The following is a 12,426-nucleotide window of genomic DNA, read 5'->3' as shown; positions in this document are numbered from 1 at the left end:
ATGTCAACAGCGCGGGTACGACTGCGAGCAGCAACTGGAAAAGTCGTTGTCATGCCATTGACATCTTCGGGTACGTCACTGGAAACTGCGCTGACATCGTTGTCAACACTGCTTCCCGGCAGGGCGCCGGGGACGGTTCCGAGGGAGAAGACATGATCCAGCGCATTGGCCGTCGCCCTACGGCGCTGCTGGTCGCCGCCGCGGCGGCGACCAGCATGGTCGTCAGCGGTTGCGGCGGCTCCGGTGACGAAGGAACCGGCGGCGGCGCCCCGACCGTGGCCGTCTCGCTGATCACCAAGAACTCCACGAACCCGTTCTTCGTGACCATGCAGCAGGGTGCGAAGAAGGCCGCCGACGCCGAGGGCGTCAAGCTCACCGTCGCCGCGGGCAAGGAGGACGGCGACGAGGCCGGCCAGGTGCAGGCCATCGAGGACGCGATCGCCCGGGGGGACGAAGGCATTCTGATCACCCCGAACGGTCCCGGGGTGAACCCCGCTATCAAGAAGGCCCGTGACGCCGGGCTCTACGTGATCGCCCTGGACACCCCGCCCGACCCGGCCGACACCGTGGACATCACGTTCGCCACCGACAACTTCAAGGCGGGTGAACTCGTCGGCAAGTGGACGGCGGCCCAGCTCGCTGGCAAGCCGGCGACCATCGCGCTGCTGGATCTGTTCAACGACAAGGTCGTCTCCGTCGACTACAACCGGGACCAGGGCTTCCTGGCCGGGATGGGCATCGACACCGCCGACAAGAAGAAGAACGGCGACGAGGCGAAGACCGGCAACTACTCCGGCGGCACCTACACCATCGCCTGCAACGAGCCGACCCAGGGCGCCGAGGACGGCGGTCGCACCGCCATGGAGAACTGCCTGACCAGGAACCCCGACATCAACGTCGTCTACACCATTAACGAGCCGGCCGCGGTCGGCGCGTACAAGGCGCTGCAGGCGGCGGGCAAGACCCAGGGCGTCCTGGTCGTCTCCGTCGACGGCGGCTGCGACGGCGTACGGCAGGTCAAGGACGGCGTCATCGGCGCCACCTCACAGCAGTACCCGCTGAAGATGGCCGAACTCGGCGTGCAGGCCATCAAGAAAATTGCGAACGACGGTGAGAAGCCGCAGGTCACCGGTGGCCTCGACTTCTTCGACACCGGCGTCACCCTGGTCACCGACAAGCCGGCCACCGGGGTCGAGAGCATCACCAGCGCCGACGCCACCGGGCGCTGCTGGGGCTGAGTCCACCGCTGTCCCGGTCGAGGCGCCCGGGAACTCGCATCCCGCGCCCTCGACCGGGCAGTCGTCCGCCTCCGTCGACCACCCCAGGGAGCATCCCGTGACCACGACCACTCCACCAACCAGCGCAGCCCAGCAGTTCGCGCTGCGCCGGCACTCACCGCTGCAACGCGTTCAGCACCTGCTGCACGCCCACCCCGCGATCAGCCCGTTCCTCGTGCTGGTTATCGCGTTCGTCGTCTTCTCCACCCTCAACCCCCGCTTCGCCGCGCCGAACTCCCTGTCGCTCGTCCTGCAGCAGGTTGCCGTGATCGGCGCGCTCGCCGTCGGGCAGACACTCATCATCCTCACCGCGGGGATCGACCTGTCGGTCGGCGCGATCGCCATCCTGGCGATGATGCTCTCCGCGAAACTGGCCGAGGGGCAGGGGCTGCCGGGGGTACTCGCCGTTCTGCTCGCCATCGCGGTGGGCGCCGCGGCGGGCGCGCTCAACGGCGGGCTGGTGACCCGGCTGAAGCTGCCGCCCTTCATCGTCACCCTGGGCACGCTCAGCGTCTTCACCTCCATCGGGCTGCTCTACTCCGATGGCCAGAGTGTCCAGGCCACCGATCTGCCGCCCGTGCTCAGCTGGACCGGGGAATCCTTCCCGGTGGGCGAGTTCCGGATCACCTTCGGCGTCGTCGCGGTCGTGCTCATCTACCTGGTGGTGGGCTACGCCCTGGCCAAGACCGCCTGGGGCCGGCACGTCTACGCGGTCGGCGACGACAAGGAGGCCGCGCGGCTCGCTGGCATCCGGGTCGACCGGGTGCTGCTGAGCGTGTACCTGGTGGCGGGGGCCATCTACGGCATCACCGCCTGGATCCTCATCGGACGGGCGGGCGCGGCCAGCCCGAACGCCATCACCGACGCCAACCTGGAAAGCATCACGGCTGTGGTGATCGGCGGCACCAGCCTCTTCGGCGGCCGGGGAGTGCTGCTTGGCACTCTCCTCGGCGCGCTGATCGTCGGGTTCTTCCGCAGCGGCCTCTCCCTCGCCGGCGTCGACGACCAGTACCGGGTGCTCGCCGTGGGCCTGTTGGTGATCCTCGCCGTGGCCGTCGACCAGTGGATCAGAAAGGTGCGAGCATGACCGCCACCACGCACAGCCCAGGCAGCCGCCCGCCCGCGGCAGAACCGGCGCAGCGTACGCCAGTGCTCTCGGCCCGCGGGTTGGTGAAGACCTTCGGCAAGGTCGTCGGGCTGGACGGGGTCGACCTCGACCTCTATCCCGGCGAGGTGCTCGCCGTGATCGGCGACAACGGCGCCGGCAAGTCGACGCTGATCAAGTGCCTCACCGGCGCGCTGAGCCCGGACGCTGGAGAGCTGTTCCTGGAGGGCCGGCCGGTGCACTTCAAGCGCCCGCAGGATGCCCGGGACGCCGGTATCGAGACGGTCTACCAAACCCTGGCCGTCGCCCCGGCGCTGGACATCGCGAGCAACCTCTTCCTTGGACGGGAGAAGCGCCGCCGCGGACCGCTCGGCTCCGTCTTCCGGATGCTCGACCAGCAGGGCATGCGCCGCGAGGCCGCCCAAGCCCTCGCCGACCTCGGCATCGGCACCCTGCAGAACGTCGCGCAGGCGGTCGAGACGCTCTCCGGAGGCCAGCGGCAGGCCGTCTCGGTGGCGCGGGCCGCCGCCTTCGGCAGCAAGGTGATCGTGCTCGACGAGCCGACCGCCGCGCTCGGGGTCAAGGAGTCCAACCAGGTGCTCAGACTGATCGAGGAACTGCGGTCCCGCACACTCCCGGTGATCCTCATCAGCCACAACATGCCGCACGTGTTCGAGGTCGCCGACCGCATCCACATCCAACGACTGGGTCGCTGCGCCGGCGTGGTCAGCCCGTCGTCGCACACCATGGCCGAGGCGGTGGCAATCATGACCGGTGCCACCACCCTCGAACAGACTCCCGGCCACGCAACGAGCTGATCCACGGCCCGGCACAGCATCGATGCCATCCAGAAAGGAGAGACGTGATCACCGTCGTGGGTGAGACCCTCGTGGATCTGATCGAGGAGACAGCGGGGACGATGGCGGCGTACCCCGGGGGAAGCCCCGCGAACGTGGCCACCGCTCTGGCCCGACTCGGTCAGCCCACCACCCTGCTGACCCAGATCGGGCACGACGCCCACGGGCGGATGCTCCGCGCCTACATCGAGCGCAACGGCGTACGCCTAAGCCAGCAGTCGATCCTGAACCTCGCGCAGACAAGCGTGGCGACGACGCACCTGAATCCCAAGGGCCAGGCCACCTACGACTTCAACATCGAATGGCAAGCCTTCCCTGGGCAGATGGTCGAGGATGCGCACGGCGATTGCCTGCACACCGGATCGCTCGCCACGGTCCTACAGCCGGGAGCCGACGACGTGCTGGCACTGGTGCGGCGGGCACGCCCGTCGACGATGATCAGCTTCGATCCGAACTGCCGTCCCTCAGTGACCGGCGACCCGATCGGCGCCCGAGGAAGAATCGACGCCTTTGTCAGTTTGAGCGACGTCGTCAAGGTCAGCGGCGACGATCTGGACTGGATCTACCCGGGCCGCCCCTACCAGGAGGCGGGGCGGAGGTGGCTGGCCCTCGGCGCACACGTTGTGGTCGTCACGCTCGGCGAGCTGGGTGCATGGGCGGCGACCCGCCGGCACGAAGTCGAAGTTGCGGCGCACCATACAGATGTGGTGGACACCGTCGGGGCGGGGGACGCCTTCACCGCCGGGATGCTCGCCGCGCTCAGCGAGGCCGACCTGCTGAAGGCGGAACGGCGCAGCACACTCGCCGCCGCTGACCGCGCCGTCCTCACCGAAGTGGTCGAGTTCGCCGCCGAGGTAGCGGCACGCACCTGCGCTCGTCGCGGCGCCAACCCTCCCGTCCGCGCCGAATTGAGCGTCCCTCGAGCAGAAGTCAGCCTGGGAATGCTTCGTACACGACGGGGTGCAGAAATCGATTGAGGCAGTCGGCTACCAGGCCCACGACGCCGACGGCGTGGAACACCACACAATGGCCCTCGACGGCTTGCATCAAAGTGACGAACGCCGCCGGCCGGATCGGCTGTGTCGGTGTCTTCATGCCCTAAGACCGGTGGCCCACCAGCGATCCGAAGGGCGGACGGTGGGTCGTCAACGGCTAATGGCGCGGATGACGTCGGCCTGGGACCTCACCGATAGGCGAAGAGGAAGGCGTCCTCGATGTTTTGGCCGGGAGGTGCAGCATCTCGGCCTCGACGGTGAAGCCGGCGGCGTCCAGCCAGGCTGTGACCCGGCCCGGTGGGCGGCGGTGCACGTAGACGTTCATCGGGTAGCCGCCGTAGCCCTCCGTCTTGAGCCGGCTGCCGTCGCCGGCGTGGAAGCCGAGCAGCATGACCCCGCCGGGCCGCAGCACTCGGTGGAACTCGGCGAACACCCTGGGTACTCGTCGTCGGGGATGTGGATCAGGGAGAACCAGGCGAGCAGGCCGGTCAGGGTATCGTCGGCCAGTTCGGGGCCCGTCATGGAGCCGACCTCAGAACGGCTCCATCGCGGCAGCCACCGCAGCTTGGACCTGTGGTGGACGGGGCGACGGTGCTGACCATGTCGGCCTGAGCCCGGGTGGCCGACTGCGGGGTGGGCGCGCCGATCACCAGGCGCAGGGCGCGTAGTCCTTCAGGAAGCAGCCGTACAGGTCTTCGCCCTGTTCGCCGCGGACGATCGGGTCGTAGACCCGGGCCGCGCCGTCGACGAGGTCCAGCGGGGCGTGGAAGCCGGCGTCCGCCAGCCGCATCTTCGTCGGGTGGGGTCGCTCGTCGGTGATCCAGCCGGTGTCGACGCTGGTCATGAGGATGCCGTCGGCCAGCATCTCCTGGGCGCTGGTCCGGGTCAGCATGTTCAGCGCGGCCTTGGCCATGTTGGTGTGCGGGTGGCCCGGCCCCTTGTAGCCGCGGGCGAACTGGCCCTCCATCGCTGACACGTTCACCACGTATTTGCGGCGGGCGGTCGCTGCGGCCATCGCCGGTCGCAGCCGGCTGACCAGCACGAACGGCGCGGTCACGTTGCACAGCTGCACTTCGAGCAGTTCGACCGGGTTCACCTCGTGCACCCGCTGCACCCAGCTGTTGACGGGGTCGAGGTCCGGCACCAGACCGCCGGCGTCGATGGCGGTGGCTGCCGCGATCCGTTCCGGCGAGGCGGAGCCGCTGGTCAGCGCCAGTGCGGTGAGCGCGTGCGCGGTGATCGCCGGCTGCGGTGGGGCGTTCAGGCTGCCGGCCGGGTCGCTCCGGCCGGTCGGTTTGGCGAACGTGATCATCTCCGGCAGCGGGCCGTCCGGCAGGGCCGCCGCCTCTGCGGCGACGAGCTGCGCGTACGCCCCGGGCGTGCGGCGGACGGTCTGCGCCGCGTTGTTGATCAGGATGTCGAGGGGTCCCTGGCCACTGACCGAGTCAGCGAGGGCGATCACCTGGGCGGGGTCGCGCAGGTCGATCCCGACGATCCGCAGGCGGTGCAGCCAGTCCGCGCTGTCGGGCATCGCGGCGAATCGGCGGACCGCGTCGTGCGGAAACCGCGTGGTCACCGTGGTGTGCGCGCCGTCGCGCAGCAGCCGCAGCGCGATGTACATGCCGATCTTCGCCCGGCCGCCGGTGAGCAGCGCGCGCCGGCCGGTCAGGTCGGTGCGGGCGTTCCGGCGCTCCCGGTTGAGCGCGGCGCAGGGCGGGCAGAGCTGATGATAGAAGGCGTCCACCTCGCGGTAGCGCTGCTTGCAGACGTAGCAGCCGCGCGGATTGTGCAGGAAGCCGGCCGTGGTACCGACGGTGGGGGAGGCGAGCGGGATGCCCTGGGTCTCGTCGTCGATCCGGCCAGGGGCGCCGGTGGCGGTGGCCGCCGTCACCGCGCGGTCGGCCGCCGCGATGGCATCCCGCCGTTCCTCGCGTCGCCGCTGCTTGATCACCTTGTAGAGCTTCGCGGTGGCCCGTTGCACCCGCACCACGTCGGGGTGATCGGGAGGCAGGTCCTCCAACGCCTCAAAGACGCTGAGACAGGTCTCCAGTCGGCCGCGGTCAATGCCGTATTGACCGTTTTCTGTAATTTTGTCCGCCGTCATGCCGCCGCTGTCTCATCCCGTTCCCTGCGCCGGATCTACCCGGCCCACCCCAAGTCCGACCCGGAACTGTACGCACCGCACGGCCTTCGACGCATCCCGCGTCAGATCATCAGCCCAATTACCGTCGAGGCCAACCTCGCTCGGGTCTACCGAGCCTTGCATCTCCAGCCACGCCGAACTCGGGACGACCATGGGCAGGCCAGCCAGCGGGCACCGTTTGCGTTTCAGCCCGGGGTCCGCGTCGCCGGCACACCTTGGCCTTGTCGGCCAGGTCGGCGTCGCCGAGCACGGCGGCGATGTCGCCGAGTGCGGTCACCAGGGCCCTGATCTCTGCTCGGCTCATCCGGCGGGGTGGTGCCCGCGTTCGCGCATAGATCTGCTTCCGCGCGAGCGCGTTCCGCCTGGTTCTGCGCGATCCAGTCGGTGACCACATCCGGGTCCGCTCCGGCGTTGAGGGCGGCGCGGTAGCGCTCCAACTCCGGCGGTCTGCGACCCTGGCGGCCGCGACCACCTGAACGCCGCATCGGCGCCGAACGCCAGCCCGCACCACGGGAACGGGCCCCGGCGTTCAACGTCCAGCATTTCCAACCTCGATCCGAGAACGAGACCGGCTATCCGTAGGGATTGGCCGGCGCGTTCACCTGTCGCCAGGACTCGACATCGAGGTAGGGAATCTCCTCGTTGTTGACCGGGTCGCGGCCGATACGCTGGCTGTACCGGCCGGTGACCTCGACCCAGGTGTCGTCGGCCAGGCCGGCAGGCGCATCGCCGGTCATGCCGACCTTGACCGGCCGGCCGTCCGCCGCGCAACACGACATGATCATCCGAGCGAGGATCGGCTCGCCGCCGGCGCCGGGGGTGATGAAGCCGGTGAACTGGACGCGGCGGTCGCCGAGCGACCGGCCCTTGTCGAACAGGGCCAGGGCGGCATAGTCGATGACCGAGATCGGCGCGGGATCACCGGCGGGCAGCGGGGAATAGTCGTAGTTCTGCTCGGCGGTGAGCGCGGTGCCGGACTGGCCGGCGGCGTACGAGCCGAGCGCGGGCGGGCTGACCAGCAGGAGCCCGAGGACGGGCAGGAGGAGCAGCCAGGCGACGCGCGGCCCGTGATGGCCGTGGTGTCCATGGTCGTCGTGCCCGGGTGCGGTGGCCGCAGCGGAACCCACCGCGCCGTCAGGATCAGCCGGGGCGGGTGGCTGCTGCTCGTCGGCTGCGCCGGATGTGGCGGCGGCCGCGGGTCGCAGTTCGTACCAGAGGGTCATCACGGCGGTGATGATCAGCAGCAGGCTGGCGCCGATGAGGAAGGGGCGAAGTCCCTCCTTGACGTAGCGCAGATGCAGGTCGGTGAGGCTGGCCCGGAGGACCGCGCCGCCGAAGAGGATCATGATGCAGGCCTGGGCTTGGCGGTTCACAGCAGCACCGCCCCGGTGCCGACGGCGACCGCGACCGCGACCGTGAAGGTGGCGGGGGCGAACCGGGCGGCGAAGCGGCGGCCGAAGACTCCGGCCTGCATGGAGATGAGTTTGAGGTCGACCATGGGACCCACCACGAGGAAGACGAGCCGGGAGGTGAGGGAGAACTGCGACAGCGAGGCGGCGACGAACGCGTCTGCCTCCGAACAGATGGATAGCAGGACGGCCAGCACGGCAAGTGCCAGCACGGAGAGCACCGGCTGGTCGGCGAGGGTCTGCAGCCACCGTTCAGGTACTAGGACGTTGATGCTGGCCGCCGCCATCGCGCCGACGACGAGGAAGCCCCCGGCGTGGACCACGTCGTGCCGGACGGCGGACCAGAACGCCTCGCCCCGTCGAAGGCCGTCAAGCTCGGGCCGGCGTGGTAGCCGGATCCAGTCCGCGCGTCCCAGGCGTAGCCACAACCAGCCCATCAACATGGCGACGACCAGGCTGGCGACGGCGCGGGCAGGGACCATCTCGGGGTTGTTGGGGAAGGCGACCGCGGTGGCGACGAGCACGATCGGGTTGATCGCCGGCGCGGCGAGCAGGAAGGCCAGCGCCGCCGCGGGGGTGACCCCACGGCGGATCAGGGACCCGGCGATCGGCACGGCGCCGCACTCACATCCGGGCAGGACGACACCGGCGGCGCTGGCCACCGGCACGGCGAGGGCCGGATGCTTCGGCAGGGCACGCGCCCAGAAGGACCGCGGTACGAACACCGCGATCACGGCCGACAGCAGCACGCCGAACACCAGGAACGGGACCGCCTGCACCATCACCGACACGAATACCGTGGTCCAGGTCGCCAGGGACGGCGCGGACAGCAGGCCGGCGAGTGGGTCCCGCAGGACGATCAGGAGGATCAGCAGCGCGGCGAGCACCTCGACGCTGCTGATCCGGTCGGCGATCACGGCCCGCACGGCGGCACCGCGGGAATGCGGCGACTCGTGGCTAACCGGAGGTTCGCCGGGCGGCTCTTCACCTGATGGGGCGATGCGCTCGGGAGCAGTCACACCGATTCCGTTCCGGTCTGTACAGCGTCAGCGAATGGCAGCAGGGGCCGACTCCGGGCACCTTCCGGGCTGCTGGTGCGGATGAGTGTATAGAGGAGTGCCGTTCGTCGGGTGACTGTCGGCATTCCGGTTCAAGCGTGCGGCCGTGGCGCGGCGGTAGGGCGAGCAACGGGCCGGCCTTCGACCGCCACGACAGTTCGACCGGCCCGACCGGCGCTGCCCGCTACCATGAACGCCGCGACGAGCCGCAGTGCGACAGGGACAGTTCGAACCGGCGGACCGTCCCCGGTGCTGCCGTGACCGCACGGCGTGCCGTCGACGAGAGGGGTCCAGGCGGTGGTCAAGTCGATCCCCGGCGCTGCTCGCAACACCCGGCAGCGCGGCGAGGTCATCACGCTGCTCGAGGAGTCCGACGAGTTCCGCAGCGCGCAACGCCTGCACGCGCAGCTGCGCGACCGGGGTGCCGGGGTGGGTCTCACCACCGTCTACCGCACCCTGCAGGCCCTCGTGGACGCCGGTGAGGTGGACATGATGCGCCTGCCGTCGGGTGAGCAGATGTTCCGCCGGTGCAGCCGCAGCCACCATCACCACCTCGTCTGCCGGCACTGCGGACGTACGGTGGAGATCGTCGGCCCTGCCGTGGAGTCCTGGGCGAGCCGCACAGCCGCCCAGCACGGATTCACCGCCGTCGACCACACGCTCGAGATCATGGGTACGTGCGCGAACTGCACCACCCGATAGGTCAGAGCCCACCGCTGGTCAGCCCCACCAACCTCCAGCGAACACGCCCCGTGCCATTGACGCCACCGAGCGTGCGTGATGTGCTCATGACGCGACGCTAACGACAACCGTGATCGTTACCGTCTAGGAGGAGGAGCATGTCTCTCACCGTGCCACCGAGCCTGTTGCAGGCCGCCGAGTCGGGCCCCGTCGATGACGAGGCATTCGTGTCCTGCGTTCGCGATTCGCTGCCGTACGCCTGGCAGGTCGTCAGCCGGGTCGTGGCGGACCTGGGGTCGTCCGACGCCGAGTTCGCCGACAACGTCGTCCCACCGCCGAGCGAGGCCGAGCGGGGTCAGCTCCTGCGTGCCCTGGCCAGCGACGCCATCCGGGCCGGCCTGGAGCGCCACTTCGGCGTCAAGCTGGCCTTCCAGAACTGCCACCGCGTCGCGGCGTTCCGTCCCTCCGCCGTCGACTCCGACACCTACCGCCGCTTCGTCTCCGTCCGTGGTCAGCTGCTCAACCAGTCTCCCGAGCTGCGTGACTGCTGACCCGGTGACCGCCCGGCGAGCAGGCCGGAACGTGGACGTCCATCTGTTCCTGCTCGCCGGGCACCGCCCGGGCGCAACCCAGGCCACGGCTCTCGCCGACGCCCACCGGTACGGCCGCGCCGCCGAAGCCGCCGGGTACGCCGGGGTGTGGATAGCCGAGCACCACTTCATCTCCTACGGCGTGTGTCCCTCGGCGGTCACTTTCGCCGCGCACCTGCTCGGCGCCACCCGGACCATCACGGTCGGCACCGCCGCCTGCATCCTGTCCAATCGCCACCCCGTCGCCCTCGGTGAAGAGGCGGTGCTGCTCGACGAGCTGTCCGGCGGCCGGTTCCGCCTCGGTGTCGGCCGGGGCGGCCCGTGGGTGGACCTGGAGGTCTTCGGCACCGGCCTGGACCGCTTCCACACCGGCTTCCACGACGCACTGGAGCTTCTTAACCGATGGTTGTCCGGCGCACCGACGGTGGCCGGCAACGATCGATTCCCCTTCCGGCCGGTGCAGGTGGTGCCACGGCCCACCCGGCGGATACCGGTGTGGGTCGCGGCGACCTCGCCGCCGACGGTGGAGCTCGCGGCCCGGTACGGCATGCCGCTGCTGCTCGGCCTGCACGCCGACCTCGCCGAGAAAGCGAGCCAGCTCGACCATTACGCACGGGTGGCCGCCGCGCACGGCCACGATGGCCGGCGTGTCGGCCATGCCAGCGCCCATCTGGCACACGTCGAGGACGACGACGGGCGGGCCGCCGACGCCGTCCGCGCCGGACTCCCGGCGCTGCTGGCCGGGACCGGCGAGTACGTCCGCCTGGACGGCGCCCCGGCGGGCCGACGAGACCTGGCCGCCTATGTGGAACGCCTCATCGCCATCCATCCCGTCGGCTCGCCCCGCCGCTGCAGGGACGCGTTGGACGAGGCCGCCGCCCTGCCCGGCGTGCGGCACCTGCTGCTGCTGGTGGAAGGCGTGGGTGGTCGCGATCGTACGCTCGACACGATTCATCGCCTCGCCGCGGACGTGCTCGACTGACGACACAACGGCGATTTGCCGCCGGGACGGCCGTGCGAGGCGTTACAGTGCCGTACGTGGAAACGATTACCGTTAACGTTGTCAGGTGGGTGCGGTGAAGGTCGCGTTCGTCGGCAAGGGCGGCAGCGGGAAAACCACCCTGGCCGCGCTGCTCGCCCGCCACCTCACCGAGCAGGGGCGGCCGGTGCTGGCCATCGACGCCGACATCAACCAACACCTCGCAGCGGCCCTCGGCGGACCGGTGGGTACCGCCGAGACGACGAGCCCGCTCGGCGAGCGCCTGCCGCTGATCAAGGAATACCTCCGCGGCCGTAATCCCCGCATCGGCAGCGCCGCCGAGATGGTGAAGACCACCCCGCCGGGAACCGGCTCGCGCCTGCTGCGTGTGGTCGAGAACAACCCGGTCTACGCGTCGTGCGTCCGGACCGTGAATGGCGTGCGGCTGGCGGTGACCGGCGAGTTCACCGCCGAGGACCTCGGCGTCGCCTGCTACCACTCCAAGGTCGGCGCGGTCGAGCTGCTGCTCAACCACATGCTCGACGGCCCGGGCGAGTACGTGGTGGTGGACATGACCGCCGGCGCCGACTCGTTCGCCTCGGGGCTGTTCACCCGTTTCGACCGCACCTTCCTGGTCTGCGAGCCGACCGTGCGTAGCATCGGCGTCTACCGCCAGTACGCCGGATACGCCCGCGACTACGGCGTGGCGCTGTCGGTCGTCGGCAACAAGGTCGAGGATGCCACCGATGTCGAGTTCCTCCGCGAGCACGTCGGCCAGGACCTCCTCACCTGGGTGAGCCGCTCGACCTACGTGCGACGAGCCGAACGGGGCACGGTGGGGCCGCTGGACGAACTCGAAGCAGCCAACCGAGCCGTGCTGGGGCAGCTGACGGATGCCGTCGACCGCACGGCCCAGGACTGGGAAGCCTTCACCCGCTGGGCCCACGAGTTCCACCGACGCAACGCCGCAGCATGGGCCAACGAACGCGCCGGAGCCGACCTCACCACTCAGATCGACCCCGACTTCCGAATGGGTGCGCAAACCTTCAACCTGCCGACCGCCGTCACCGCCTGACCGGCGGTGGCGGGCCGCGCCGAGCGTCCGCGCCACCGAACCACCGAGGACGGCCATACCGATACGTGCCCCAGCCGCGGTCCACGCGGCCAGCCGCCTCATCGCGTACATCGCCGGTCCGTTGTCACTGTCGCCGCCGCGCCCCGACTGCGCGGGTACCCCGCCGGCGGTCGGGGCAGGCGTGCGCCCGGATCCGGTGCCGCGGTCGTGCGGGCGCGTCGGCTCTCTTGACCGCCAACTTACTGCTTTACTATGGT

At 70.0% G+C, this 12,426-nt stretch carries 12 protein-coding genes; 8 read left to right on the top strand and 4 right to left on the bottom strand.

Features of this window, described 5'->3' with window-relative positions; genetic code table 11:
* The first annotated feature begins 152 nt into the window (after positions 1 to 152).
* From ACTMS9_RS14585 to ACTMS9_RS14570, 4 genes are all read left to right on the top strand, one after another.
* Positions 153 to 1,238, top strand: coding sequence for a substrate-binding domain-containing protein (locus ACTMS9_RS14585; RefSeq protein WP_441165191.1), 1,086 nt, complete (start codon positions 153 to 155; stop codon positions 1,236 to 1,238).
* Positions 1,239 to 1,335: 97 nt separating this feature from the next.
* On the top strand, positions 1,336 to 2,364 hold the full coding sequence (locus tag ACTMS9_RS14580; protein ID WP_441146578.1) for an ABC transporter permease: 1,029 nt from the start codon (positions 1,336 to 1,338) through the stop codon (positions 2,362 to 2,364).
* Positions 2,361 to 3,200 carry an ATP-binding cassette domain-containing protein gene (locus tag ACTMS9_RS14575; protein ID WP_441146576.1) on the top strand — a complete coding sequence of 280 codons (840 nt, stop codon included), beginning with the start codon at positions 2,361 to 2,363 and terminating at the stop codon, positions 3,198 to 3,200. Before ACTMS9_RS14580 ends, ACTMS9_RS14575 begins: the two co-directional genes overlap by 4 nt.
* A gap of 44 nt (positions 3,201 to 3,244) precedes the next feature.
* The gene (locus ACTMS9_RS14570; RefSeq protein WP_441146574.1) at positions 3,245 to 4,216 is read left to right on the top strand and encodes a carbohydrate kinase family protein; all 972 of its coding nucleotides are present in this window, start codon (positions 3,245 to 3,247) and stop codon (positions 4,214 to 4,216) included.
* Positions 4,217 to 4,391: 175 nt separating this feature from the next.
* Here the strand turns inward: ACTMS9_RS14570 and ACTMS9_RS14565 are convergent, their stop codons facing one another.
* The 4 genes from ACTMS9_RS14565 to ACTMS9_RS14550 form a co-directional block, all read right to left on the bottom strand.
* Positions 4,392 to 4,667 (bottom strand): hypothetical protein, encoded by a 276-nt coding sequence (locus tag ACTMS9_RS14565; RefSeq protein WP_441165190.1) that lies wholly within the window; start codon positions 4,665 to 4,667, stop codon positions 4,392 to 4,394.
* A gap of 213 nt (positions 4,668 to 4,880) precedes the next feature.
* Positions 4,881 to 6,338 carry an SDR family NAD(P)-dependent oxidoreductase gene (locus tag ACTMS9_RS14560; protein WP_441146570.1) on the bottom strand — a complete coding sequence of 486 codons (1,458 nt, stop codon included), beginning with the start codon at positions 6,336 to 6,338 and terminating at the stop codon, positions 4,881 to 4,883.
* Between the two features lie 611 nt (positions 6,339 to 6,949).
* On the bottom strand, positions 6,950 to 7,750 hold the full coding sequence (locus tag ACTMS9_RS14555; RefSeq protein WP_441165189.1) for a TIGR03943 family putative permease subunit: 801 nt from the start codon (positions 7,748 to 7,750) through the stop codon (positions 6,950 to 6,952).
* The gene (locus ACTMS9_RS14550) at positions 7,747 to 8,805 is read right to left on the bottom strand and encodes a permease (RefSeq protein WP_441146566.1); all 1,059 of its coding nucleotides are present in this window, start codon (positions 8,803 to 8,805) and stop codon (positions 7,747 to 7,749) included. Before ACTMS9_RS14550 ends, ACTMS9_RS14555 begins: the two co-directional genes overlap by 4 nt.
* Positions 8,806 to 9,141: 336 nt before the next feature.
* Between ACTMS9_RS14550 and ACTMS9_RS14545 the strand changes: the two genes are divergently transcribed.
* From ACTMS9_RS14545 to ACTMS9_RS14530, 4 genes are all read left to right on the top strand, one after another.
* The gene (locus ACTMS9_RS14545) at positions 9,142 to 9,546 is read left to right on the top strand and encodes a Fur family transcriptional regulator (RefSeq protein ID WP_441165188.1); all 405 of its coding nucleotides are present in this window, start codon (positions 9,142 to 9,144) and stop codon (positions 9,544 to 9,546) included.
* A gap of 137 nt (positions 9,547 to 9,683) precedes the next feature.
* Positions 9,684 to 10,076 carry an SCO5389 family protein gene (locus ACTMS9_RS14540; RefSeq protein WP_441146563.1) on the top strand — a complete coding sequence of 131 codons (393 nt, stop codon included), beginning with the start codon at positions 9,684 to 9,686 and terminating at the stop codon, positions 10,074 to 10,076.
* Between the two features lie 31 nt (positions 10,077 to 10,107).
* Positions 10,108 to 11,097, top strand: a complete 990-nt coding sequence (locus tag ACTMS9_RS14535; RefSeq protein ID WP_441146561.1) for an LLM class flavin-dependent oxidoreductase — start codon at positions 10,108 to 10,110, stop codon at positions 11,095 to 11,097.
* 85 nt (positions 11,098 to 11,182) lie between these two features.
* Complete coding sequence (locus ACTMS9_RS14530) at positions 11,183 to 12,169, top strand: nucleotide-binding protein (RefSeq protein ID WP_441165187.1); 987 nt, start codon at positions 11,183 to 11,185, stop codon at positions 12,167 to 12,169.
* The last annotated feature ends 257 nt before the right edge of the window (positions 12,170 to 12,426 follow it).

Source organism: Micromonospora sp. L31, assembly GCF_052068075.1.
In the GTDB taxonomy this organism is placed as follows: Bacteria; Actinomycetota; Actinomycetes; order Mycobacteriales; family Micromonosporaceae; genus Micromonospora; species Micromonospora purpureochromogenes.
Note: the sequence above shows the minus strand (reverse complement) of the source record. Positions and strands in the feature narration are given on the sequence as shown.